The 23,623-nt window shown below is 64.0% G+C and carries 24 protein-coding genes; 16 read left to right on the top strand and 8 right to left on the bottom strand.

Features of this window, described 5'->3' with window-relative positions:
• Window positions 1-53: 53 nt before the first annotated feature.
• Window positions 54-908, top strand: coding sequence for a LysR substrate-binding domain-containing protein (locus MYCSP_RS22335; protein WP_070911654.1), 855 nt, complete (start codon window positions 54-56; stop codon window positions 906-908).
• Window positions 909-927: 19 nt separating this feature from the next.
• Here MYCSP_RS22335 and MYCSP_RS22340 read toward each other — a convergent pair whose 3' ends face one another.
• On the bottom strand, window positions 928-1,293 hold the full coding sequence (locus MYCSP_RS22340) for a DoxX family protein (RefSeq protein ID WP_070911653.1): 366 nt from the start codon (window positions 1,291-1,293) through the stop codon (window positions 928-930).
• Window positions 1,294-1,475: 182 nt separating this feature from the next.
• Here MYCSP_RS22340 and MYCSP_RS22345 point away from each other — a divergent pair, with 182 nt between their 5' ends.
• The 5 genes from MYCSP_RS22345 to MYCSP_RS22365 all read left to right on the top strand — a co-directional run bounded on the left by MYCSP_RS22345 (window position 1,476) and on the right by MYCSP_RS22365 (window position 6,984).
• On the top strand, window positions 1,476-2,324 hold the full coding sequence (locus tag MYCSP_RS22345) for a sigma-70 family RNA polymerase sigma factor (RefSeq protein WP_083017124.1): 849 nt from the start codon (window positions 1,476-1,478) through the stop codon (window positions 2,322-2,324).
• Window positions 2,325-2,461: 137 nt separating this feature from the next.
• Window positions 2,462-4,357: a potassium transporter Kup gene (locus MYCSP_RS22350; RefSeq protein ID WP_235629576.1), complete on the top strand. Its 1,896-nt coding sequence runs from the start codon at window positions 2,462-2,464 to the stop codon at window positions 4,355-4,357.
• A gap of 51 nt (window positions 4,358-4,408) precedes the next feature.
• Complete coding sequence (locus MYCSP_RS22355) at window positions 4,409-4,900, top strand: Dps family protein (protein WP_083017126.1); 492 nt, start codon at window positions 4,409-4,411, stop codon at window positions 4,898-4,900.
• Window positions 4,901-5,031: 131 nt separating this feature from the next.
• On the top strand, window positions 5,032-6,315 hold the full coding sequence (locus tag MYCSP_RS22360) for an MFS transporter (RefSeq protein ID WP_234795536.1): 1,284 nt from the start codon (window positions 5,032-5,034) through the stop codon (window positions 6,313-6,315).
• A gap of 18 nt (window positions 6,316-6,333) precedes the next feature.
• Complete coding sequence (locus MYCSP_RS22365) at window positions 6,334-6,984, top strand: thioredoxin domain-containing protein (protein WP_088415199.1); 651 nt, start codon at window positions 6,334-6,336, stop codon at window positions 6,982-6,984.
• A gap of 11 nt (window positions 6,985-6,995) precedes the next feature.
• Here MYCSP_RS22365 and MYCSP_RS22370 read toward each other — a convergent pair whose 3' ends face one another.
• A complete protein-coding gene (locus MYCSP_RS22370; RefSeq protein ID WP_088415201.1) occupies window positions 6,996-8,240 on the bottom strand; it encodes a M20 family metallopeptidase in 1,245 nt (414 codons plus the stop codon).
• Window positions 8,241-8,348: 108 nt separating this feature from the next.
• Here MYCSP_RS22370 and MYCSP_RS22380 point away from each other — a divergent pair, with 108 nt between their 5' ends.
• Together MYCSP_RS22380 and MYCSP_RS22385 are read left to right on the top strand one after the other, a co-directional pair.
• Window positions 8,349-9,509 carry an NAD(P)/FAD-dependent oxidoreductase gene (locus MYCSP_RS22380; protein ID WP_088415203.1) on the top strand — a complete coding sequence of 387 codons (1,161 nt, stop codon included), beginning with the start codon at window positions 8,349-8,351 and terminating at the stop codon, window positions 9,507-9,509.
• Between the two features lie 56 nt (window positions 9,510-9,565).
• Complete coding sequence (locus MYCSP_RS22385) at window positions 9,566-10,393, top strand: glycoside hydrolase family 16 protein (RefSeq protein WP_083017136.1); 828 nt, start codon at window positions 9,566-9,568, stop codon at window positions 10,391-10,393.
• Between the two features lie 14 nt (window positions 10,394-10,407).
• On the opposite strand, the gene MYCSP_RS22390 is transcribed toward MYCSP_RS22385, so the two are convergent.
• Together MYCSP_RS22390 and MYCSP_RS22395 are read right to left on the bottom strand one after the other, a co-directional pair.
• A complete protein-coding gene (locus MYCSP_RS22390) occupies window positions 10,408-11,592 on the bottom strand; it encodes an NAD(P)/FAD-dependent oxidoreductase (RefSeq protein WP_088415205.1) in 1,185 nt (394 codons plus the stop codon).
• A gap of 40 nt (window positions 11,593-11,632) precedes the next feature.
• Window positions 11,633-12,238 carry a mycothiol-dependent nitroreductase Rv2466c family protein gene (locus tag MYCSP_RS22395; protein ID WP_088415207.1) on the bottom strand — a complete coding sequence of 202 codons (606 nt, stop codon included), beginning with the start codon at window positions 12,236-12,238 and terminating at the stop codon, window positions 11,633-11,635.
• Window positions 12,239-12,465: 227 nt separating this feature from the next.
• Between MYCSP_RS22395 and MYCSP_RS22400 the strand changes: the two genes are divergently transcribed.
• From MYCSP_RS22400 to MYCSP_RS22410, 3 genes are read left to right on the top strand one after another with little or no spacing between them, the layout of a single operon-like run.
• Complete coding sequence (locus MYCSP_RS22400; protein ID WP_088415209.1) at window positions 12,466-12,909, top strand: MmpS family transport accessory protein; 444 nt, start codon at window positions 12,466-12,468, stop codon at window positions 12,907-12,909.
• Window positions 12,910-12,935: 26 nt separating this feature from the next.
• Window positions 12,936-15,761, top strand: a complete 2,826-nt coding sequence (locus tag MYCSP_RS22405; protein WP_162266398.1) for an MMPL/RND family transporter — start codon at window positions 12,936-12,938, stop codon at window positions 15,759-15,761.
• A gap of 4 nt (window positions 15,762-15,765) precedes the next feature.
• Window positions 15,766-16,035, top strand: coding sequence for a metal-sensitive transcriptional regulator (locus MYCSP_RS22410; RefSeq protein WP_070911642.1), 270 nt, complete (start codon window positions 15,766-15,768; stop codon window positions 16,033-16,035).
• A 26-nt stretch (window positions 16,036-16,061) separates the two neighbouring features.
• On the opposite strand, the gene MYCSP_RS22415 is transcribed toward MYCSP_RS22410, so the two are convergent.
• Both MYCSP_RS22415 and MYCSP_RS22420 read right to left on the bottom strand, forming a co-directional pair.
• Window positions 16,062-16,490, bottom strand: coding sequence for a pyridoxamine 5'-phosphate oxidase family protein (locus tag MYCSP_RS22415; RefSeq protein WP_083017140.1), 429 nt, complete (start codon window positions 16,488-16,490; stop codon window positions 16,062-16,064).
• A gap of 46 nt (window positions 16,491-16,536) precedes the next feature.
• Complete coding sequence (locus tag MYCSP_RS22420; protein WP_234809179.1) at window positions 16,537-17,079, bottom strand: TetR/AcrR family transcriptional regulator; 543 nt, start codon at window positions 17,077-17,079, stop codon at window positions 16,537-16,539.
• Window positions 17,080-17,235: 156 nt separating this feature from the next.
• Here MYCSP_RS22420 and MYCSP_RS22425 point away from each other — a divergent pair, with 156 nt between their 5' ends.
• The 3 genes from MYCSP_RS22425 to MYCSP_RS22435 all read left to right on the top strand — a co-directional run bounded on the left by MYCSP_RS22425 (window position 17,236) and on the right by MYCSP_RS22435 (window position 20,440).
• Complete coding sequence (locus tag MYCSP_RS22425) at window positions 17,236-18,003, top strand: SDR family oxidoreductase (RefSeq protein WP_083017144.1); 768 nt, start codon at window positions 17,236-17,238, stop codon at window positions 18,001-18,003.
• A gap of 57 nt (window positions 18,004-18,060) precedes the next feature.
• On the top strand, window positions 18,061-18,996 hold the full coding sequence (locus tag MYCSP_RS22430) for a patatin-like phospholipase family protein (protein ID WP_088415213.1): 936 nt from the start codon (window positions 18,061-18,063) through the stop codon (window positions 18,994-18,996).
• 106 nt (window positions 18,997-19,102) lie between these two features.
• A complete protein-coding gene (locus MYCSP_RS22435; protein WP_083017148.1) occupies window positions 19,103-20,440 on the top strand; it encodes an HNH endonuclease signature motif containing protein in 1,338 nt (445 codons plus the stop codon).
• Window positions 20,441-20,447: 7 nt separating this feature from the next.
• Here the strand turns inward: MYCSP_RS22435 and MYCSP_RS22440 are convergent, their stop codons facing one another.
• Together MYCSP_RS22440 and MYCSP_RS22445 are read right to left on the bottom strand one after the other, a co-directional pair.
• Complete coding sequence (locus tag MYCSP_RS22440; RefSeq protein ID WP_083017150.1) at window positions 20,448-21,071, bottom strand: MBL fold metallo-hydrolase; 624 nt, start codon at window positions 21,069-21,071, stop codon at window positions 20,448-20,450.
• A 21-nt stretch (window positions 21,072-21,092) separates the two neighbouring features.
• Complete coding sequence (locus MYCSP_RS22445; RefSeq protein ID WP_234809175.1) at window positions 21,093-22,148, bottom strand: NAD-dependent epimerase/dehydratase family protein; 1,056 nt, start codon at window positions 22,146-22,148, stop codon at window positions 21,093-21,095.
• A 223-nt stretch (window positions 22,149-22,371) separates the two neighbouring features.
• On the opposite strand from MYCSP_RS22445, the gene MYCSP_RS22450 reads away from it, so the two are divergent.
• Window positions 22,372-23,217, top strand: coding sequence for a patatin-like phospholipase family protein (locus MYCSP_RS22450; protein ID WP_083017152.1), 846 nt, complete (start codon window positions 22,372-22,374; stop codon window positions 23,215-23,217).
• A gap of 26 nt (window positions 23,218-23,243) precedes the next feature.
• Window positions 23,244-23,615, top strand: a complete 372-nt coding sequence (locus MYCSP_RS22455) for an ATPase (RefSeq protein WP_234795535.1) — start codon at window positions 23,244-23,246, stop codon at window positions 23,613-23,615.
• Window positions 23,616-23,623 lie beyond the last annotated feature (8 nt).

A 23,623-nucleotide genomic window follows, 5' to 3' on the forward strand; every position in this document is an offset into this window, starting at 1 on the left:
CCAATACTGATTACAAAAGCCGATAGAAACGATATCTATAAACGCGTATCGTGATGGGGATGCTGGACCCTGAGTTGTTGCGGACTTTTCTGACCGTTGAACGCGCAGGAGGATTCACCGCGGCCGGCCGCATTCTGGGACTGCGTCAATCCACCGTCAGCGGGCATATCGCGCGATTGGAGCAGTCGGTCGGCCGTGAGCTGTTCCGCCGCGATACCCGCAACCTGGCGCTGACCGCCGACGGCGCGGCGATGGTCGGCTTCGCCCGCTCGATCCTGGACGCCCAGGCCCAGGCCGATCGGTACTTCGCGAGTTCGGAGCTGACCGGGCTCATCCGGCTGGGCGCATCCGATGACCTGGTGGCCCGGGAGCTGCCCGATGTACTGGTGGAGTTCCAGAACTCCCATCCAGGCGTGGATTTAGAGCTCGTCGTCGGACTGAGCGAGTACCTCAAGACACGGATGACCGCGGGTGAGCTGGACCTGATGGTGGCCAAACGCATGCCAGGTGAAACACACGGCGAACTGCTCTGGCGCGACCGGCTGGTGTGGGCGGGGCGCCCCAATACCCAAGACGTGCGGGACCCGGTGCCCATCGTCACCTACCCGCCGCCCAGCCTGACTCGTCATGCGGCCCTTCGCGCCCTCGAACGCGAGGGCCGCACCTGGCGCATCACCTGCGTCAGCGACAGCCAGTTGGGCCTGCGGGCGGCCGCGCTCGCAGGCATGGGCGTGATCGCACACGCCGAATCTCTTTTGCCCGCAGGCCTTGTCCGGGTCAGCGACGACAGCCTGCCTGATCTGGGTGAGCTGGAATTCGTGCTGTTGCGCCGACGCAGCGTCCTCTCCGAACCCGAGCAGGCCCTCTGCGAGGCCATCATCGCGGGTACCCATCGGCTACACCGGTGAACTCGGCAGCTCGTCAGCGCTAGGCGGTCGGCAGCGCGAAGTAGGCGACGGACCCCACGGCCAGCGCGAGGAAGACGCCCGGAAATGCGATGTTGTACAACACCTTGGCGCGAACGTGCACGGCGATGGCGACGATGAAGAACACCACCAAGCCAATCGCCGCCGCCAGACCCAGCTGCCGCACACCGGCGAGTCCGATGACCAGACCCACCACCCCGGCACCCTCGATCACCGCGAGATAGGGAAGCCAGCGTGGCGCCACTCCCACCTCACCCGAGTTCTTCAGTACGGCTTCGGCCTTCACCGCCTTCGCACCCACCTCGAACCCATTGGCGAGGACGCACAGAACGGTCGTGACCAACAGCACCACTTGGAGAATCGACATCAGCCCTCGTACCTTCCCAACACGGTGAACAGCTGGGGAGCTACCGCGGTCTGCACCTCATCCACCCGTTCCTTGTCGGTGCTGAACCGGACCATCTGTACGCTCATGTTTGCCTCCTATCTAGTCGGTTTCGTTGACCTCATCTCTCTTGACGACCGACATGACGGAAAGGTGACCTCCTCGTGGACCTGATCCAAGAATTCGACGCCGCGCGTCCCCGGCTGTTGTCCATCGCCCACCGAATTCTGGGCTCGGTTCACGACGCGGAGGACGCCGTACAAGCGGCCTGGATCCGCGCTCAGTCCGCGAACCCGGAGCAGCTTCGCAATCCGGATGGGTGGCTCACGACGGTGACCGCTCGCCTGTGTCTGGATCAGCTCCGGTCCCGCGAACGCCGCGGAGAACTTCCGCTGACCGCCGCGCACATTCCGGGTGCACAGCTCGCGGCCGACGAGGAAGTCCTGCGCCGCGAAGATGTTTCGCGCGCGATGCTGGTGGTGCTTGACGAGCTGTCTCCCAGGCAGCGTGTGGCCTACGTGCTGCACGACCTGTTCGCGGTGCCGTTCGAGGACATCGCCGCGATACTCGACACCACGGTCGTCTCCGCGAAGAAGCTTGCCAGCCGGGCACGCGTGCGGCTGGACGACGCCGATCCCGAAGAATCGCGCGATATGGCAGGCCAGCTGGAAATCATCGACGCATTCCTGTCGGCGGCGCGCGGCGGCGACATCCAGCGACTGATCACCCTGATGGCACCCGATGTGATCCGCACGGTTGACCCCACACTCATCCCCCAGGGCGCGGCGACGCTCGTGCGGGGCGCCACGGCCGTCGCCGAGGAGACACAGACCTTCATCGACCGTATCGCCGTCGCGGCCACGCTGTTGGTCGACGGTCGTGCGGGAGCCGTCATCGCGCCCGGTGGGCATCCCTTCGCGATCATCAGGATGGACATCCACGACGGACTGGTCACGCGCATAGACATCGCTCCGCACATAGTCGGTAGCGCCGAACTGGCTCTGGCGCATTAGAAAACCGCTGCCGCGCGTAGTGCTTGCATTTAGGCTCCGGGAGCTACGATCTGCCTGCCGCACACCTCCAGCCCCAGGAACGAGAAACCGTGCAACAACAAGACTCCACGAACGCGTCCACGCACGGCCCTACCGGCCTGTCACACGGCATCCGGTTGGCCGTCGTGGTCGCCGCGCTGGGCGTGGTGTTCGGCGATATCGGCACAAGCCCGATCTACACCATCCAGACCGTGTTCAACCCCGCCGATCCGCACCCGGTGCCCTTGAACGTCAACAATGTTTACGGCATTGTCTCGCTTATCTTTTGGTCAGTCATGTTGATCGTGACGCTTACCTACGTCACCCTGGTGATGCGGGCAGACAACGACGGTGAAGGCGGCATCATGGCGCTTATCACCCTGCTCAAGCGATGGAGCGGAGCCCGGGGCCGTGGCGCCGCGACCGTCCTGGCAGGATTCGGACTATTCGGCGCTGCACTGTTTTTCGGTGACAGCATGATCACCCCTGCCATCTCAGTACTCTCGGCGGTCGAGGGCATCAAGGTCATTCAGCCGGATCTCGAGGCGTGGATCGTGCCGATCACCGCCGTGATCATCATCGGGCTTTTCATGGTGCAACGCCACGGCACCGCCGCCGTGGGACGGTTCTTCGGTCCGGTGATGATGCTGTGGTTCACCGCGATTGGCGCCTGCGGAGTGTCGGGGATATCGGCACACCCCGAAATCCTCAAGGCGCTCTCTCCCACCTATGCCATCGGCTTCATGGCCGGGCACTTCCACATCGCCTTTTTCGCCCTCGCCGCCGTGGTGCTTTCGGTGACGGGCGCAGAAGCGTTGTACGCCGATATGGGTCACTTCGGACGCAAAGCCATCACCTACGGCTGGCTCGGCCTGGCGCTTCCGGCATTGACGCTCAGCTACTTCGGCCAGGGCGCGCTGATCCTGGGCGACGAGGCGACCATCAGTGCGCCCTTCTTCCTACTGACACCGGAATGGGCCCGCCTCCCCATGGTGCTGTTGGCTACCGCAGCAACGGTAATCGCGTCGCAAGCGGTAATCACCGGTGCGTACTCGGTGGCGTCGCAGGCCGCCCAGCTCGGGTACCTACCGCGCCTGCGCATCGATCACACCTCCGAGTCGACGATCGGCCAGATCTACGTGCCGTGGATCAACTGGGTGCTGATGGTGTCCGTCCTCACCCTGGTATTCGCGTTTCGCAGCTCCGCCGCGTTGGCCTACGCGTTCGGCATGGCAGTGACCGGCACCATCACCATCACCACCCTGCTGTTCTTCTACGTCGCCCGCATCCGTTGGAACACCCCGCTGTGGCTGGTGGTGCTCAGTGCCGGCGCACTTCTGTCCGTCGACCTGCTCTTCCTCGCCGCGAACATGACCAAGCTGGTGCACGGAGCCTGGCTGCCACTCCTGATCGCGCTCACCGCATTCACCGTGATGACCACGTGGCAGCGTGGCCGCGCCATAGTCACACCCGCGCGCGAGGAGGCCGAGGGCCCCCTGCGCCCGTTCGTGGACGCACTTCACAACGCTCCCCCACAGGTCGTGCGGGTTCCCGGTACCGTGGTCTTCCTCAACCGGGGAAGCGAGACAACGCCGTTGGCCATGCGCGCGAACGTCGAGCACAATCACGTCCTGCACGAGCACGTCGTCATCCTCGCCATAGAGACACCCCCGGTACCACGGGTCGCGGATGCGGACCGCACCACCATCGATCACCTCGGCTATGCCAAGGACGGAATCATCCATGTGACAGCACGTTTCGGATACATGGAGACGCCCAACGTGCCACACGCACTGAGCCTGCTCGATGCCTCCGAGACCGAAGGTCCGGTCCAATTCGACGACGCCACCTATTTCCTGTCAAAGCTGGAGCTGACCAAGGGGAACGAACCGACCATGGCACGCTGGCGCAAGAGTCTGTTCGTCGCGACATCGCACATCACTGCCGATGCCGCCGAATTCTTCAGCCTGCCGCGGGACCGCACCGTGATCATGGGCTCCCGCATCGAGGTCTAGAAACCTCCATTTTTCTGGAATGATTCCAGAAATTGTCTGGTTGCACCTGACATGACCACTACAGCTCGAATCTCCGAATCGGACGTCACTCCCTTCCAGGCCTCGCCGGAACTGGCCGGAAGCCTGCAACGCGTGTTGGTGGACCTCATCGAACTGCACCTACAAGGCAAGCAGGCGCACTGGAACGTCGTGGGAAGCAACTTCCGCGATCTGCATCTACAGCTCGACGAGCTGGTGGACTTCGCCCGCGAGGGCAGCGACACCGTCGCCGAGCGGATGCGTGCGCTCTACGCGGTGCCCGACGGCCGATCGGACACCGTGGCGGCGAACACCACCCTGCCCGAATTCCCGGCGTACGAACGCAGCACCGGCGATGTCGTCGACCTCGTCACCACCCGAATCCACGCGGCCATCAACACCCTGCGCGGCGTACACGATGCGGTCGATGACGAGGACCCCACCACCGCCGACATCCTGCATCAGTTGATCGACGGTCTGGAGAAGCTCGCCTGGCTGATCGCCTCGGAGAACCGCAAGGTCTGACGGTATCGGTCCTAGACTCGGCCCAACAATCGAGTCACGGACAGTCAGGCATAACGCTGAACAGCACACCACCACCGCCGGCATCGTCGGTTCTGGACGCCCTTCCGGTCAGCCGATGGCACTGGCGGCTGGTGGTGCTGATCGGCCTGGGATCGTTCTTCGACCTCTACGAGGTGTTCCTCGGCGGAGTGCTCGCACCCGTCCTTGCGGCACAGTTCCACCTGGACGTCACGGGAAAGGCGGCGGTGATCTCCGCCGGATTCGCCGGGATGTTCCTGGGCGCGAACCTGCTTTCCATGGCCGCGGACCGGTTCGGGCGCCGACGAATATTCATTGCGAATCTGTTGATGTACTCCCTGTTTTCGTTGGCGGCTGCGTTCTCGCCCAACATCGAGACGTTTCTGGTGCTGCGGCTGCTATCGGGCATCGGGCTGGGCGCCGAGTTGGTGCTTGTCGACACCTATCTGGCCGAGTTCGTGCCCGCCCGGGTCCGCGGACGAATGACCGCGTGGGCGTACACCATCGGATTCCTGGGTGTGCCGTTGGCGGCACTCCTCGGCGGGAAGCTGGTCGCGCGTCACACCCTGTTGGGTATCGACGGGTGGCGTTGGCTGTTGGTGTTCGGTGGGCTCGGTGCCGTCTTCGTGCTGGCGATACGCACGGTGCTCCCGGAGTCGGCGCGTTGGCTGGAGAGTCGTGGCCGACACACCGAGGCACGTGCTGTGGTGGCCGCCGTGGCGGCCAAGGTCGCTCCGGGCACCCCTATCCCCGCGGCACGCAGTGTCACCGATTCCACGCGCGCTGCCCCCAATGTCGCCGAGGTAATCGGGATCGCCTTTCGCGACTACCGCACCCGCACCCTCATGCTCCTGGCCTTCCAGGTGCTCCAGACTGTGGCCTACTACGGTTTTGCCACTCTGGCCCCGCTGGTACTGGTCGGCAAGGGATTCACCGTCACGGAATCGCTGGGCTATGCGGCACTGAGCTTCGCGGGATATCCGCTGGGGTCACTGCTGTCCGTCCAGCTGGTCGAGCGGTTCGAGCGCAAGTATCTGATCATCGCCTCGGCCCTGGGAATAGCCTTGTGCGGCATCATTTTCGCCGCTGCGGGCAACGTCGTGACCATCGTCGTCGCAGGATTCCTACTCACCGCGGTATCCAATGTGTTCTCCAACAGCTACCACATCTACCAGGCAGAGATATTTCCCACCGCGATACGGACCACCGCAGGTGGCGTGGCCTATTCGCTCTCGCGCGCGACGTCGACGGTCCTGCCTTTCGTCGCGGTGCCGGCACTCTCGTCATTCGGACCGGTCGCGGTGTTCACCGGCTCGGCGGTGCTCATCGTGCTGTTGTGCCTCGATGTAGGCCTCTTCGGGCCCCGCAGCACCGGACTCCAGCTCGACCGTGTGTGACTACGCCATGATGGACTGATGCGCGCACTGAAACGGCTCACCACGCTCATCGGTCTCGTCGCCGCCGTCCTGGTCGTGGGGCCGACTACCGCCCTGGCTCATGCCGCCGACGCCTCGCCCGCCGGAGACGTTCTCTCCCTCGGCGACCCCGCCGCGCCCGGACAGATCGACCTTTACCTGGACCCCCTGTGCCCGTACAGCGGCAAGATGGTCCAGGACCAAGGCGCGGAGATCGGCCGGCGCCTGGAATCCGGTACGTTACACATCAACCTGCGGTTCGTGGACTTCCTCGATAAGTACTCTGCCAGCGGCACTTACGACAGTCGGGCGATCTACGCGACATATGTCGTGGCCGACCAGTCACGGTCCAGCGACACCACCTGGCGGTTCATCCAGCAGATCTACACCCGGGGCCAGCAACCCGAAGAAGAGGGCGACACCGATCTGAGCAACGACCAGCTGGCGGAGTTGGCCGGGCGCGTCAACGCACCGCAGGGCGCCCAGGACCAGATCCGGCTGGGACTGCCGATTCCCTTCGACGCCCGTGCCATCGCGGCGAACAACCTTCCGATCCTGCGGCAGTTCCCCAAATCTGGTGTGCCGCTTGTTGCTATCGACAATCAGCCGGTGGACGGTGAGTCCGACTGGCTGAGTCGGATTCCCCGTTGACGGGCGACACGCTAGGAACCCAACCGTGACAACGCCGCCACGGTAAGTGCCTCCACGCCCGTGCGAAGTGTGGGCTCGAGCACGGGGGCGAACTCCGGAGAGTGATTGGAAGGCACCGGCTTTCCTGCTGCTGCGGCGTCTTCGAAGCGCTGTTGCTCGTATCCGCCCCAGAACCAGAAGGCGGTCGGGACGCCGGCGGTGGTCCCAAAGATTCCGACATCCTCGCTTCCGGTGAGCGGGGTCGGTAGCTCCATCACTCGGTCGGCCACGAAGTACTCGCGGAACACGCGAGCGATCTCCCGCATCGCCCCATCGTCGACAACGGTGGCAGGAAGGGAGTACATAGAGGTAACAGCCGGTTCCCTGTCGGCGCCTGAGGCCCTCGCTTCGGCCTGAGCGATCCGAGTGATCGAGGCCAGTGTCTTGCTTCGGACATCCTCACTGAAGGTGCGGACATTGATGCCGAGCTCTGCCTCATCGCCGATGATGTTGTCCTTCGATCCGGCGTGCAGGTACCCGACGGTGACCACGGCCGGCTCGAAAGGAGACAGCTCGCGCGAGACGATGGTCTGCAGGCGCTGCACCACATTGGAGGCCATCACCACCGGATCGATCGTCGATTCCGGTTGCGAGCCATGCCCACCCCGCCCAAATAGTTGCATCTTGAGCCCATCCGCTGCCGCAAGCAACGTACCGGTCTTGTACCCAATCATCCCCGCGGGCAGCGGACCTACGTGCTGACCTATCACGATGTCAGGCTTGGGAAAGCGATCCAGGATCCCGTCGGCGATCATGGCGTTCGCGCCGCCGCCCACTTCCTCGGCGGGCTGGAACACCGCAACCACCGTTCCCGACCAGGTTCCCTTGAGTTCATTCAGCAACCGAAGGGCGCCCACCAACGCCGAGACGTGCATGTCATGACCGCACGCGTGCATGACGGGCACGTCCTCACCGTCGGCGGTGGTGGCGCGCGCGGTACTCGCATACGGAAGACCGGTCTGCTCCTGCACCGGAAGCGCATCAAAGTCCGCGCGCAGCCACACAACCGGGCCAGATCCATTGTGCAGCACAGCCACAACCCCGGTGCCGCCGACGCCCGGCGTCACCTCCAACCCGAGTGGCGCGATGATCTCCTGGATCTTTTCCGCGGTGCGATGTTCCTGGAACGACAGCTCCGGATGCTGATGCAGATCGCGATAGAAATCAGCCAGATCGCCCAAGCTGTCAGCCCAGCTGTCGGGCAATGTGATCGGCATCCGGCCTCCCCGTTCGTTGGTCTACGACTCAGTGGAGACGATACGGCGGTTTACAAGACCTACCCTCGAACTCAAGAGATCATCTCCCCACGCCGAGACGGAGGTCACGTGAGCCACTCCATCGAGACCGAATTCTCCGTCGACGTCATCGTCGTCGGCGGCGGCATGTCGGGCGCGTCGATCGCCTACGAGATCGCCCAACATCGAACCGTCGCACTGCTGGAAAGAGAGTCGACCCTGGCCTTCCACACCACCGGCCGGTCGGCGGCGACCTTCATCGAGAACTATGGAAATCCTGTCATCCGAATGTTGACGGCAGCGAGCCGCGACTTCTTCACCGACCCGCACGACGGGTTCGACGCCCCCTTGGCCACCTCGCTGCCGCTCTTGATCATCGCCGATGAAGCCCACGCCGATTCGCTGAGGGAACTACACGGTCAAGCGCGGCAGCAGGGCTGCCACACAGAGTTGGTCGAGGGCGTGGTCGCCGAGGAGATCAACCCCTACCTGCGCCCCGGATACACCCAGCTGGCAACGGTCGACCTGACACCGATGGAGCTGGATGTCCACGGGCTGCACCAGGGTTACGTGCGCGGACTGCGCCGGCGCGGCGGAACCATCGTGAAGTCGGCGGGAATCGTTAGCGGCACCCGCAGGCAGGGCAGATGGGTCCTGCACGACGCGTCCAGACGAGCATTCCAGGCAACGACCGTCGTGAATGCGGCGGGCGCGTGGTGTGACGAACTTGCCCATGTCATGGGCGCTCATCCGGTGGGAATCCAGCCCCTGCGACGAACGGCGTTCATGGTGTCGGCTCCGCCCGACAGCTCCGCCGGTTCACTTCCCATGACCCTGGATGCTGCCGACGACTTCTACTTCAAACCCGATGGCGCGCAGTTCCTCTGCTCGCCCGCCGACGAGACCCCGCAACCACCCGGAGACCCCCGACCCGACGAGCTGGAGATGGCCCGGGCGATCGGGATGATCAACGAGGCAACCACTCTGGGTATTCGAAATGTGAACTCGGCGTGGGCGGGCCTGAGATCTTTCACCGCAGACCGCACGCCCGTCGTGGGCGAGGACCCGGACCTCGAGGGCTTCTTCTGGTACGCAGCGCAGGGAGGTTATGGCATTCAGATGGCGCCGGCTCTCGCTCGGGCCGGCGCGGCACTGGCAACGGGCGGCCCTATGCCGAGTGATCTGGCCGCACGCGGTCTTGCGGCGGCAATGCTGGCACCCGACCGCCAGGCGTTACGCACCCCGCACTAGCAGCCAACCCTGCGCATCCGGACCACATCGGGCGAATCCTGTTATGGTCGGCCACGATGGTGAACATGGATCGACGCCGCGTTATGGCGATATCAGGGCTTGGCATGCTGACGGCCGCGGTTTCGATGCCCCAGGCGTGGGCACAACCGTCGCAACCGCCCAAGCAACCTCCCGCCGCCCCTCCGAACGGCAAGTACGTCTTCGTCGACGAGTTCGACGGCCCGGCCGGGTCGGCCCCCGATGGATCCAAGTGGGCGATCTCCAAGGCTCGCGAATCCATGAAGGACCCCACGTTTTGGGAGCTCCCCGAGAACGTCGGCCAGTACCGCGACGACCGTAAGAACGTCTACCTCGACGGCAACTCGAACCTGGTCATCAAGGCCGCCAAGGAAGGCAACACGTACTACGGCGGCAAGATCTATAGCACCACCGAACTTGGTATCGGCTACACCTGGGAAGCGCGCATCAAGTTCAACTGCCTGACCCCGGGCGCGTGGCCCGCGTTCTGGCTCGGCAGCGACCAAGACGGTGAGATCGACATCGTCGAGTGGTACGGCAACGGCAGCTGGCCGGCCGCAACTACGGTGCACGCCAAGGCAAACGGCTCGGAATGGAAGACCCACAACCTGACCCTGGACAGCGGCTGGCACACCTGGCGCACCCAGTGGGACGACAAGGGGATTCGCTTCTGGCGGGACTACACCGACGGGGCGGCGCCGTATTTCGATGTCCCGGCCAACTCCCTGGCGGACTGGCCGTTCAACAATCCCGGGCACAAAGCTTTCGCGGTGCTGAACCTGGCCGTGGCCGGATCCGGCGGCGGTGATCCGCGCGGCGGGACGTATCCCGCGGACATGCTCGTGGACTGGATCCGGGTCTGGTAGCTAGTCGCTGACGTTCAGCTCGGTCTTGATTCCGAGCGGTCGGCGAACTCCCAGATGCCACGCCATTGGGACTCCTCTTCCTGCTTGTCCCGATGCTGGCCCGCGGACGGTTCGGTGAGCGTGATTGCCGGATGCGGCAGCGTGAAGAAGTCGCCCTTGCCCTGTGCCGCGCGGTGCTGACCGGTGTCGAGGTAGCAATACCCCAGCCCCGAGAGCACAGCGGTCTCCGCGGACATGTCGAGATAGTGAAGTAGGTTCTGGGCAGCAGCTTTTGCACCGTTCTTGGCGAAGATGGCGGCCTTCGGCAGCGGTCTGCCGGAGGGCGAGGTCACCGACACCGTGTCGCCGATCGCCCAGATCCCCTCATACACGGTTTGCATGGTCTGAGGGTCGACACCGATCCAGCCAGTCCCGTCGATGGTGACCGACGGCTCGTGCGGTGGTACGAACACCAGCAAGTCGAAACCCACGGTGGTCCCATCCGTGAACACGACGATCTTTTTCTCCGGGTCAACGCGTTGGGTCGTATGTTCACCATAAAAGGCGATGCCGTTGTCGTTGAGCATCTGCACCAACTGCGGCCCCGCATAGGGCCCCGCCGAGGGCATGGGATGTGCCTCCGGGCTGTACACGCTGATCTCGACGTCCGATCGGATGTCTTTCTCACTCAGGAGATCCGATGCCAGCAGGGCGCCCTCGTACGGAGCCACCGGGCAGCGGTAAGGCTGCGATGTCACCAGAAAGACGAGCTTTCCTCCCGAGAAATTCGCCAGTGCGCGTTGCGCATCACCGGCCGCGGCAACACCGTAATAGTGCACCGCGTCGCCCCGGTCGGCAGCCTCGCTCAGACCGGGCACCTTCTCGAGGGCATTGCGGGCTCCGGTGGCGATGACGAGGGCATCGAACGACAGGGTGGATGCGTCGGACAGGGTTATCGTGCGTGTGCTGGGGTCGATGCCGGCCACAGCACCCGCGATGGTGGTTATCCCGGAGAGTGCCTCGGCACTGGGCCTAATCGGCACACTGTCAGCTTCGCGCCAGCCCCTCATCACCCAGGGCAAGGTGAAACCCAGGAAGTGTGAAAAGTCCTCGTCCACCACGGTGATGTCCAAGTCATCTAGCGGCACGCCGGACTGGCGGATTTCGTTGATCACGCTGAGTCCACCGATACCGGCACCCAAAACGACGATCTTCTTCATGTTCTGCACTCCCTCTTCCTGAATAGGCCGAGCAATTGGTTCAGTGCGCCGGACGTGGCCGCTGCAACTGTGTGAACTCCGGCACCCGGGCGAGTGCGGTGACCGCGTCGAAGAGCTCCCGTGCGCTGTCTTCCTCGGGTAGTGCCGTCAACACCGGACCGAAGAACGTGCGGCCCGCTATCTGCAACAGCGGGCTACCGCCCACATCACCCAAAGCCCGCTGGCCGGCCTCGTGTGAGGACCGCACCAACGGGTCCAGCGAGGTGTCCGCCAGCGATTCGCTTGACGTCTCCAGTGGCGCAACCTTGGCCAGCACTCGCTCAGCCAGGTCAGCGCCGACGGCCACCGACTCGTCGAAGTACAACTCCCCGAAGACGAAATACGCTGTGTACAAGCCCTGTTGACCCAGATCGCGGTGGATGCCTGCCATCAATCGCCCCACTCGCCGCGAGTCGTCCATGCGAGCCCGCTGAGCGGGCGGCAGCTCTCTGCCCTCGTTCAGCACAGCCAGGTTCATCAGCTGCCAATCGACCGAGAGGCCGGACCGACTCGCGACCGCATCCAGCCACCGTGCGGTATTCCACGAGAAGGGACACACCGGGTCGAGCCAGATCCTCGCATCGAACGTATCGCCACGTGTTGACATGCGGCATCTCCCATCGCTGTGAAACACGGTCGACGCCAAGAACCGAACCGCATCGGCGTCAACCCTCAGATTCGTTCTGATTCCATTCATACCATACCCCCTAAGGTATTTGCGAAGACCAGGCGCAGGGGTGAATAGTTTGGAATAGATACCCTAGGGGGTATGGTATGAATGAGACTCGTCGTTGCCCAAAGGCGTTGATCTGCAGCAGAAAGGTGGTTAGCCGCATGCGTAGCGCCCTAGTTGGTGGATTGAAACGGGCCTGGGTGCCGATAGCCGTCACCTGCGCGGTCGGACTCGGCGCGGTCGCCGTGCATGACCTGCGTGGTGCATTCGGCTCCGAACCGATCTTTTCGGCATCGGGCGTCAGCGCAGAACCCCTTGCCGCATCCACGATCAAGCGCGTGCGATACGAGGTCTACGGCCCCACCGGCACCACCGGCACGGTGAACTACCTGGACAAAGAGACCCGTCCGCGGCGGGCCGATTTCACCGGCTTGCCGTGGACGTACACGATCGAAACGACCGTGCCCGCAGTGATCGCCAGCGTTGTGGCGCAAGGTGATAGCACCGCCATCGGCTGCCGGATCATCGTGAACGACCAGACCGAAGCTGAGCAGTCCGCGGACGGGTTCCACGCCCAAACCTCCTGTCTGGTGAAAGCCGCATGAACACCAAGCAGCAACGTCCGGCTTTCATGCGCTTTGTGCGCAGATTCGCCGCCCCCATTCTGGTGGGTTGGCTGCTGCTAACCGTGGCCGTGAATGTGCTTGTGCCACCTATTGAGTCAGTGGCACGAGAACATGCCGTCACAATGTCGCCGCACGACGCACCGGCCATGATCGCTGCCAAACACATCGGCGAGAAGTACCAGGAATCCGACTCGGACAGCATCGCGATGATCGTGCTGGAAGGTGCCAATCCTCTTGGCGAAGAGGCGCACTCGTACTACGCCGGGCTGGTGCACGCATTGCGGGCCGACACCGCTCACGTGCAGCATGTCCAGGACGTGTGGGGGGATCCGCTGACGGCCTCCGGCGCCCAGAGTCGTGACGGCAAGGCCGCATACGTACAGCTCAATCTGGCCGGCGACCAGGGCAGCACCCTGGGCAACGCGTCGGTGGCAGCCGTCAGGAAAATCGTCGACGGCTCGGCCCCGCCGCCCGGGGTCACGGTGTACGTCACCGGGCCTGCGGCGTTGACCACGGACATGAACGAGGCCGCCGACAAGAGCATGTTCATCATGATGGGCGTTACCGGTGCCGTCATCATGATCATGCTCCTCATCACCTACCGCTCCGTCAGCACGATGCTGCTGGTCCTGGTCATGGTTGGCTTCGAAATGGGCACGGCCAGGGGAATTGTCGCGCTTCTGGGCAATGTCGGACTGCTGGGGTTCTCCACATTCGTGGTGGCCATGCTGTCGTCGCTGGCGATCGCGGCCGGCACCGACTACGCGATATTTCTCATCGGCCGCTACCAGGAGGCGAGACAAGCCGGTCAAGATCGAGAAGCCGCGTATTACACCATGTTCCGTGGCACCTTTCACATCATCCTGGGCTCGGGCCTGACCATCGCCGGAGCAACCTTGTGTCTGCATCTCGCGCGGCTTTCCTACTTCAAGGCTCTCGGCATCCCCTCCGCACTGGGGCTGCTCGTCGTAGTTGCCGGTGCGCTGACCGCCGCGCCCGCCGTGGTCGCTGTCGCCAGCCGGTTTGGGCTGCTCGACCCGAAAAGGGTTGTGAAGGTTCGGCGGTGGCGGCGCATCGGCACCGCAACCGTGCGCTGGCCCGGTGCGATATTCGCCGCATCACTGGCCATAGCGCTCATCGGTATCGCCATCATGCCGACCATGAAAGTCAGCTACAACGACCGCTTCTACATTCCCGACGACCTGCCGTCGAACATTGGATACACAGCGGCCGAACGCCATTTCAGCGCCGCCACGATGAATCCCGACATCCTGATGATCGAGAGCGATCATGACATGCGCAATACCGGCGACATGATCGTCCTGGACAAAATCGCCAAGGAGGTGTTCCGGACACCGGGAATCGCAATGGTGCAGAGCATCACGCGCCCACTAGGAGGTCCGATCGAGCACACCTCCATACCGTTCCAGATCAGTGCCCAGTCGATTCCCATCCAGCAGAACCTTCAATTCATGAAGGAGCGCGCCGCTGACATGCTCACCATGAGCAAGGACCTGGCCGCGCTGATCAGTGCCATGGAGCGCATGCGATCCCTGGTCGGCAAGATGGGTAGCACGACCCACCGCATGACCGCTGACATGTCAGCAGCCCAGACGACGCTGGACGAGATTCGGGACCATCTGGCCGACTTCGACGACGTGGTACGGCCCTTGCGTAACTACTTCTACTGGGAGCAGCACTGTTTCGACATCTCGGCGTGCTCTGCCATACGGTCGGTGTTCGACGCAATCGACGGCGTCGACACGTTCAGCGACAACATGCGCGCACTGACCGCAGATGTCGGAGACATCGATACGGTCATTCCCCAAATGGCTGCTCAGTTTCCACCGATCATCGCGGTGGCCAGGTCCATGCACGACACCCTGCTGACCATGCACAGCAGCTTCTCGAATCTGATCACTCAGATGGCGCAGATGACCGATACCGCCAGCGCCATGGGGCAGGCCTTCGACGCATCCCGCAGCGGTGACTACTTCTACCTGCCCCCCGAGGCATTTCAGAATCCCGACTTTCAGCGCGGTCTGAAACTGTTCCTCTCTCCCGACGGAACGGCCGCACGCTTCGTCATCACCCACGACAAGGACCCGGCCACGCCCGCGGGAATCTCCTCGGTTACTTCCGAATTGGAAGCGGCCCATCAAGCCGTCAAGGGGACTGCCCTGACCGATGCCCGGTTCTACCTCGCCGGTACCGCTGCGATCTACCGTGACATTCAGTCCGGTTCTCGCTATGACCTGTTGATCGTCGGGATCGCAGCTTTGACACTGATTTTCGCCGTAATGGTGATCATCACCCGGGCACTGATCGCCTCACTGGTCATCGTGGGCACCGTGCTGCTGTCCCTTGGCGCCGCCTTCGGGGTCTCGGTGCTGGTGTGGCAGTACATTTTCGGTCTCGAACTCAACTGGATCGCGCCCGTCTTCGGACTGATCATCCTGCTGGCCGTCGGCTCGGACTACAACCTGTTGCTCGTGTCGCGCTTCCAGGAAGAGATCGGCGCGGGGCTCAAGACCGGCATCATCCGCTCGATGGGAGGAACCGGTGGAGTCGTCACGTCCGCGGGATTGGTATTCGCCTTCACCATGATGTCCATGGCGGCAAGTGATTTGAGCTCGATCGGCCAAGCAGGAAGCACCATCGGCCTGGGCCTGCTGTTCGACACCCTGATCGTGCGCTCACTGATGACACCGTCCATAGCCGGGCTGCTCGGGCCGTGGTTCTGGTGGCCGTTGAAAGTTCACACACGTCCGCGCACGTCATATACCCAGGCGGGTATACTGCCAGCAGTAGCCAGGGGCCCCGAAAGGTAGATTCATGATCGACGATCAAGACAGCATCGCCGCCATCCTCGGCAGACTGCGCAGGGCACAGGGGCAGCTCAACGGGGTGATCAACATGATCGAAAATGGCCGCGACTGCAAGGATGTCGTGACGCAGCTTGCCGCGGTGTCACGCGCACTCGACCGTGCCGGATTCAAGATTGTCGCCACCGGTCTGCGCGAATGCATCACCGCCGACAAGAACGGCAACAGCGCACCCATGACCGAGGCCGAACTCGAGAAGCTGTTCCTGGCCCTGGCGTAGGTGCTGTCCGGACCGATAGGCCAGGGTCAGAGGTCGTCGGAGAAGTCCGCGGTGAACCAGCGATCCGGCCGGATCGTGAACAGCACGGTCGCGGCGTTGTCGTAGCCGCGCGCGAACTCGCGCCCCGCCTCCTCACCGAGGTAGCGGATCGCAATGGCTTCGCGCGCATCCGCTGGCGCCGGTCGCACCGCGTCGACAACCGAGCCCTCGACGATGACGTACTGGTAGGGCGGCTCTTCATGCTGCACGGTCAGCGTCACCGCGCCGGCCTCCTCGATGAGGCGCGCTTTGCGATTGCCCGTGCTTGTGCTCACCCGGATGTTTCCTCCGGGCGTGTAGTCGTACCAGATCGGCACGCTGGCCGGCGGGCGCTCACCGGCGGCGACGGACAGCACGGCGATGTGTTTCGCAGCGAGAAACTCTTGGCGTTCGGCTTCGGTGAACTGACGTGGCATACCGCGTCAAACCACCGGTCGTGCCAGGCCTATTCCCCGTCGCGCATCACGCCTTGATCCCGCCGAACAAGTTATCCAGCAGAGCATCCACGAATTCCTCCGTCAGCGGTTGGCCGGGTACCAGGAGCCGGTGATAACAGGCGCCCCACAGTTGGTCCACGACGACCTCCGGGTCGACAGTCGAACGAAGCTGGCCGCGTTCCTGCGCCCGGCGCATCGACGTAACCGCGAGAGCTCGCCGGGGACCTGAATAGTGTTGCACAAAGGCCGCTTTGAGCTCCGGATCGATCTGAGCCTGACCGATGAGTTCGCCGATGATGCCACCCCCGGCGGTGTCCCGAATGACGCCCAGGAAGGCACGCATCTGGGTACGTAGGTCGCGTTCGATGTCGCCGCTGTCCGGGAAGCTCAGCCCTGGTTCAACCTTCCGGAAGTAGCCGTCGAGGGCAAGGGCCCCCTTGGACGGCCACCATTTGTAGATCGTCATCTTGCTCGCACCGGACAGGGCCGCGACCTTGTCGATGGTGAATCCGGCCATCCCCTCGGCGAAGAGCAGCTCCCCGGCCGCCTGAAGCACCTCCTCGCGCACTTCCTCAGCCGGTCGACGACCTCGGCGAGGTTGCTTCACCTCGCCCCCTCCCGCATCAGTCACCATTGCCTCCCGCTTCGCCTTGCCAAGTATGTGTACGTACCGTACATTACTTATGTGTACGGTACGTACACATAATCGAGCGAAGGGTTTCCGATGAAGATCTCGGGCAACACCGTGTTCATCCCAGGAGCGACCAGCGGGATCGGCCTGGAGCTCGCGTTGGCCCTGCAGGCCAAGGGCAACACCGTGATCGTGGGTGGCCGCCGTACCGAACTGCTGGAGCAGATCTGCGCCGAACACCCCGGCATCGCGGCCGTCCACATCGATACTTCCGATCCGGAAAGCATCCGCAGCGCGGCCCAACAGGTAATGGCCGATCACCCCACCGTGAACGTCCTGATCGCCATGGCCGGGATCATGCGCGTCGAGGATTGGCATCGCCCCGAGACGTTCCTCCAGTCGGCCGAGGAGATCGTCACCACGAATGTGCTCGGTCCGATTCGCTTGATCGCCAACTTCATCGAGCATCTCCAAGAACAACCGGCGGCCACCATCGTCACCGTGTCATCAGGGTTGGCCTTCGCGCCGCTGAAGGTGACTCCGAGCTACAACGCGTCCAAGGCGGCTGTTCACATGCTCAGCGAGTCGATCCGGCTACAGCTCGCGGACACTCGGGTCGAGGTCAAGGAGCTCCAACCGCCTGCGGTCCGCACGGACCTCATGCCGGGGCAACAAGACAGCGAGTTCGCGATGCCCCTGAAGGACTTCGTCGACGAGGTGGTCACGCTATTGGAGACGCGGCCCGATGCCACCGAAATCCAGGTAGAACGGGTGAAGTTCCTGCGCTACGGCGAGGCCCGGGGTGACTACGACGAGGTCGTCGCGACACTCAACGCCTCCGACCCACACGCCCGTCAGTAGCCGGGTGTCGCGGACCTCACCTGGCCAGGCCGCCGCGCTCTTGCCAAGATTGACCTGATGACTGGCGAGGCGGGCACGGGTGCACCCGGCACGAAGATCGCGCTGGCGCTGGGCGCCGGTGGGGCACGCGGCTACGCGCATATCGGCGTGATTCAGGAGCTTCACGCGCGCGGCTTCGAGATCTCCGGGATTTCTGGATCGTCGATGGGCGCGTTAGTCGGCGGTCTGGAAGCGGCGGGAGCCCTCGACGAATTCGCCTCGTGGGCCACATCGTTGACGCAGCGCGCGGTACTTCGGCTCCTGGACCCGACCTGGACCAGCCCCGGGTTCTTTCGCGCGGAGAAGATCCTGGACGTGGTACGTGAGCTGCTCGGTGATGTTGCGATAGAAGATTTGCCCATACCGTTCACCGCGGTCGCCACGGACTTGATCGCCGGTAAGTCCGTGTGGCTGCAGAACGGTTCGCTGGCGTCCGCCATTCGCGCATCCATCGCGATTCCCGGGATGATCTCGCCGCATGTTCTGAACGGGCGGGTACTGGCCGACGGCGGTGTTCTGGATCTGCCCGCGGTGGCACCGCTGGCCGGGGTATATGCCGAACTGAGGGTCGCGGTGACACTCAGTGGGGGTGATGAACGGCGCGCCCCCGCGCCGCCACCGGAGCCAGAGCCTCGGGAGCCACGGGTGACGACGGAATGGCTGAACCGACTGATGCGGAGCACCTCGGCACTGTTCTCCGCCGACGAGACCGAGACGGTCGGCCAACCAGATCCTGCCGCGAAACTGACGAGCTTCGAGGTGATGAACCGCACCATCGAGGTGATGCAGTCACAACTTGCTCGCATGCAGCTCGCCGCACACCCACCGGATGTCCTGATCGAAGTACCGCGCAGCGTCAGCCGCAGTCTCGACTTTCACCGTGCCACCGAGGTCATCGAGGTCGGACGTCGTTGCGCCGCCGATGCTCTCGACGCATACGCAAACACGAACTAACACGCAGGACCGCAGCCGATACCAGCGGTTATCCACAATCCGAAGTTCATCCACAACGACGGCCGCGCGGCGGGTCTGGCGCGCAGATTCCACTAAACTCGCACATGTGTTCGATTCATTGCTGGACGGCGATCTGCTCGACGTGATCACGTCGGCACAGCGTGCCGAGGCGCGGGCGTGTGCCCGGCGGCTGGACGCGATCGGTGTGCTCGTGGACCGGCACGCCGACCTGGACAAACCCGATGAGCGTGACCGCCACCTCTTGGATCGCTGGGACAGGGTTGCCGCGGAAATCGCGGCCGCGCAGGGCATCACGCAGGCATTGGCCTCCAGCCAGATGCGCTACGCCCAGGTTCTGCGTCACCGCCTCAGGGCAGTCGCGGAACGTTTCGCCGCCGGCGATCTCGACTTTCGGACTGTCGCCCTGATCATCAATCGCACCGAACTCGTCGACGGCGATGCGGTGGTAGCCCGGCTGGATACGGCCATCGTGCAGGCCCTGACCCGCTGGGCACGCTGGTCACACAAACGCATCTCCGCCGCGCTGGACGCGCTGGTACTCCGGTTCGATCAGGACGCCGTGCGGCGCAACAGATCTGCCAACGAGGGGCGGCATGTCGAGATCCGCCCCGTCGGTAACGGGGAGCCGGTCGCCGAAATCTGGGGCACCCTGCAGGCGACCCATGCCGTGGCGTTGGACAAACGTCTCGACCTACTGGCCGACACCGTCTGCCCTGCGGACCCGCGCACCAAGGCACAGCGCCGCGCCGATGCTGTCGGAGCATTGACCCGCGGGCTTGATCAGATGCGCTGCACCTGTGGACGCCCCGCCTGCACGGGCCGCGACGTCGCCGACGTGGCGGTGGTTGTGAGCGTGGTCGTCAATCAGTCCACCCTCGACGGCTGTGACGATATCCCCGCATATGTGCCGGGCTTCGGAGTGCTAGCCGCCGCGCAGGCCCGTTCCGCGGCCGCAGGTGCCCGCACGCGCGAGCTAACCGATTCCCACAGCTCCGGATACCGCCCCGCGGGCGGACTGGCTGCCTTCGTACGCGCTCGCGACCAACTGTGCCGATTCCCCGGTTGTGAGGCCGCCGCCGATCGGACCGACCTCGATCACTCGGTGCCCTGGGCCGCCGGTGGAGCCACGACCGGAACCAATCTGAAGGCCCTGTGCCGCAAGCATCATCTGCTGAAGACCTTCGGTGGCTGGACAGAGATTCAAGAACCCGACGGCACCGTGTTGTGGAAGGCACCCACGGGGCACGCCTATGTCACCACACCCGCGAGTGGGTTCCTCTTCCCCACGCTCACACGTCAGCGCACCCGGAAACAGGAACGCAACCATCGGCGTCAGGCAGAACGAAACCTCAACCGCCAAGAGCGACTACAAGGCGAGGCGGCCCTGGCCAGTCTCGCCACCAAACACCCGCCGCCCTTCTAGACGCACGCTAGTGTCCGCGCGCTACCCAGTCGTCGTAGTGCACGATCTCGTCGCCGATGGTGGTGGTGTCGCCGTGGCCCGTGTAGACCACCGTGTCCTCGGGAAGCGGGCCGAGTCGCCCTGAAATGGAGCGCAGAATCGTCGGGAAATCGGAGAACGACCTACCGGTGGCGCCCGGTCCGCCCTGGAACAGGGTGTCCCCCGAGAACACGGCGCGTAGCTCGGGCGCGTACCAGCACACCGACCCCGGCGAATGCCCCGGCGTGTGTAGGGCATGCAGTTCCAGACCGCCCACCGCGAGCACCATATCGTCCTTGACGCCACGGAACTCTTTGTCCGGGTGCGTCATTCGCCACAGCACGTCGTCGGCCGGGTGCAGGAGGATAGGCGCGTCCAGGGCCTGACTCAACTCGGGTGCGACGGTGATGTGGTCATTGTGGCCGTGAGTGCACACCACCGCGACCACATTGCGGCCCCCGACCGCTTCGACGATGGGTTCGGCGGTGTGGGCGGCATCGAACACGACCACGTCATCGCCTTCACCAACGATCCAGATGTTGTTGTCGACTTCCCAACTGCCGCCGTCGAGTTCGAAGGTTCCGCGGGTGACGACCCGTTCGATTCCGCTCATCCATCGCCCTTTCGCATTGCCTCAGTATTGCGGATCGCCCCAGCACCGTTCGATCGCACGCCACGGATCTGCGAATTGTCCGCTCATCCCGCGATACGGCGACTGGGTTTTAAGCACGGACCGCACGATCGGCGCCGCCAACCGGATCGGCATGCGCTTCCACCCGACCGCGGCGCTGGTCTCGGCGTGCATCGCGGGCAGCGAATACCGCTGGAAGCCAAGCACCTGCTGCGAGCGTTCCGTGTCCATCCAGTCGGTGACAAACCAGCTGCGGGGATCGTCGGGGTCGCCCGGGCGTCCCGCCGGGATACCGCCGGCCAGCCCCATCGCGGCGGCGGTCTCCGACGCGACTGCGGACTGCGTGGTGCGGTGAGAGCTATCGCCACCGATCAGGAAGACCTCGCGGACGTGGCTTGTACCTATCGCGGCGCCGAAGGCCCGCGCGACGTCGCGGACATCGACGGTCTGGATCCGGCCGTCCGACGGCAGTACCGCCTCGAAGCGCAGCAGGTTGGGATCGATGCTCCAGCGAGGAGTCGCCGTCAGGACCCCGCCAAGGCGGAGCACCACCCACTCCAGGCCTGAGGACCGCACCAGATTCTCTGCCGCCACCTTGTGGGCGCCATAGAGGTCGCTGGGGTTGACCGGGGTGTCAGCTGTGAGCAGTCCCGTGTCGCGGTGTGGATTCCGCGCACCGTAGACCGCGACACTCGACGCCAGGACGAACCGTGGCGGGCAGGGCAGGTTCTCGGCCGCGGACACCAGCAGGCCCGTCGCATCGACGTTGACCGCCTGCGCCAATCGCCGATTCGCGTAACAGAACGGTGGAATCAGCGCAGCCAGGTGAACGATTGCGAGCGGTCGGGTGGACTCGACCAGGTCTGCTACCTCGGAGTGGGAGGTGAGGTCCGCCCACCGCACCTCGACCCCGGGCGGGAGATGCTGCGCACTCTGAAGATTCGTCGGGCTGCGCAGATCCGTGGCGACCACCGCATGGCCCCGCGCCGCGAGCGCATCCACGACAGCGGACCCGACCAGGCCGAACGCACCGGTCACCAGCACCCGATCCCGAGTCACAGCTACCTCCACAATAGACAGGTGTCCAGAATGTTCGACGACGCCGACACAAGGTCACACCGAGACTAAACACCCTATTTTTTCAGTGCCTTCAACGAATCTGGCCCCTGACGCCCAGAGTTGGATCACCACGTCGCTCTATCCACTATTGCTCAATATCGGACACCTGTCCAGAATGGGTCTTGCGGCGATCAGCGTCGATGGTGATCGCTAGTCTTGCGCTATGACCACGGCGTTCGTGCTGTCCGGTGGCGCCAGCCTCGGGTCGATACAAGTCGGCATGCTGCTGGCGATGACAGAGGCGGGCATCGCCCCCGACCTGATCGTCGGTACCTCGGTGGGCGCGCTCAACGGCGGCTGGCTGTCCGGTCGGTCCGACATGGACGGCGTGAAGGCGCTGGCCGATCTGTGGCGTTCGCTCTCGCGCGATGACGTCTTTCCCACCAATCTGTACACCGGCTTCCTCGGATTCATCGGTCGTCGCCGCAGCCTGGTTTCCGACTCGGGTCTGCGCCGCCTCCTGCGCGAGAACCTGCAGTTTCGTCGGCTGGAGGAGGCACCCATTCCCCTGCACGTCGTCGCGACGGATGTGCTCACCGGCCAGGATGTACTGCTGTCCGGCGGCGATCCGATCGACGCGATCGCCGCCAGTGCCGCCGTCCCGGCCGTGCTGCCCCCGGTCACCATCGACGGACACGTCTACATCGACGGCGGCGTCGTCAACAACACCCCTCTCTCCCATGCTGTTTCGTTGGGCGCCGACGAGATCTGGGTGCTGCCCACCGGATACGCATGCGCTTTGCGCGAGCCACCGAAGGGAGCGCTGGCCATGGCGCTGCATGCGACAACGTTGGCCATCAATCAACGCTTGGCGGTCGACGTGGCTCGCTTCGAGCAGAAGGTCGACCTGCGAGTGGTGCCGCCCCTGTGCCCGGTGCGCATCTCGCCTGCGGATTTCTCGCATTCGGGCGAACTCATCGAACGCGCACGTGCGCAGACCTTCAGGTGGCTGCTCATGCCGAGATTCAAGATCAATCAAGCGGATCTGCTGGAACATCACCACGACTGAGCACTCCGAGCTGTAATACTGGCCGCGTGGTGGTCGACGACACCCCCGAAAAAGGCAGTCAGACTGCCTCCCGCACCGGGCGCGAGCGGATCCAGAAACTGGCCCGGGCGGCCCTCAACGCGGATGTCACCGTGGAGCAACTCGACACCGTACTCACCGATATGTCCGCCGTCCTCATCGACATGAACGAAACCCTCGGTGTCATCGGCGAACTCACGCCCCGGATGATGCTCGTCGTCGAACGCATGGAGAACGTGATGACCCGTATCGAGCGGATCGTCGGACTCGCCGAGTCGGTGCTCGCTCCCGTCACCGTCACCGAATCGGCGGTGCGCGGTGTCCTCGTCTCGTTCCAGAAAGAGATCAAGCGGCGGCTGAGCCCGTCCAGTGCTGACTAGAGTGACGC

The organism is Mycobacteroides saopaulense (assembly GCF_001456355.1).
In the GTDB taxonomy this organism is placed as follows: domain Bacteria; phylum Actinomycetota; class Actinomycetes; order Mycobacteriales; family Mycobacteriaceae; genus Mycobacterium; species Mycobacterium saopaulense.

Bases quoted from the DNA above. Each gene is read 5' to 3' on its own strand.
- MYCSP_RS22370 (WP_088415201.1), bottom strand. From the start codon at position 8,240: ATGCCGATCACATTGCCCGACAGCTGGGCTGACAGCTTGGGCGATCTG.
- MYCSP_RS22430 (WP_088415213.1), top strand. From the start codon at position 18,061: ATGACTGGCGAGGCGGGCACGGGTGCACCCGGCACGAAGATCGCGCTG.
- MYCSP_RS22410 (WP_070911642.1), top strand. From the start codon at position 15,766: ATGATCGACGATCAAGACAGCATCGCCGCCATCCTCGGCAGACTGCGC.
- MYCSP_RS22450 (WP_083017152.1), top strand. From the start codon at position 22,372: ATGACCACGGCGTTCGTGCTGTCCGGTGGCGCCAGCCTCGGGTCGATA.
- MYCSP_RS22405 (WP_162266398.1), top strand. From the start codon at position 12,936: ATGCGCTTTGTGCGCAGATTCGCCGCCCCCATTCTGGTGGGTTGGCTG.
- MYCSP_RS22415 (WP_083017140.1), bottom strand. From the start codon at position 16,490: ATGCCACGTCAGTTCACCGAAGCCGAACGCCAAGAGTTTCTCGCTGCG.
- MYCSP_RS22355 (WP_083017126.1), top strand. From the start codon at position 4,409: ATGACCACTACAGCTCGAATCTCCGAATCGGACGTCACTCCCTTCCAG.
- MYCSP_RS22400 (WP_088415209.1), top strand. From the start codon at position 12,466: ATGCGTAGCGCCCTAGTTGGTGGATTGAAACGGGCCTGGGTGCCGATA.
- MYCSP_RS22385 (WP_083017136.1), top strand. From the start codon at position 9,566: ATGGTGAACATGGATCGACGCCGCGTTATGGCGATATCAGGGCTTGGC.
- MYCSP_RS22365 (WP_088415199.1), top strand. From the start codon at position 6,334: ATGCGCGCACTGAAACGGCTCACCACGCTCATCGGTCTCGTCGCCGCC.
- MYCSP_RS22425 (WP_083017144.1), top strand. From the start codon at position 17,236: ATGAAGATCTCGGGCAACACCGTGTTCATCCCAGGAGCGACCAGCGGG.
- MYCSP_RS22390 (WP_088415205.1), bottom strand. From the start codon at position 11,592: ATGAAGAAGATCGTCGTTTTGGGTGCCGGTATCGGTGGACTCAGCGTG.
- MYCSP_RS22335 (WP_070911654.1), top strand. From the start codon at position 54: ATGGGGATGCTGGACCCTGAGTTGTTGCGGACTTTTCTGACCGTTGAA.
- MYCSP_RS22440 (WP_083017150.1), bottom strand. From the start codon at position 21,071: ATGAGCGGAATCGAACGGGTCGTCACCCGCGGAACCTTCGAACTCGAC.
- MYCSP_RS22395 (WP_088415207.1), bottom strand. From the start codon at position 12,238: ATGTCAACACGTGGCGATACGTTCGATGCGAGGATCTGGCTCGACCCG.
- MYCSP_RS22340 (WP_070911653.1), bottom strand. From the start codon at position 1,293: ATGTCGATTCTCCAAGTGGTGCTGTTGGTCACGACCGTTCTGTGCGTC.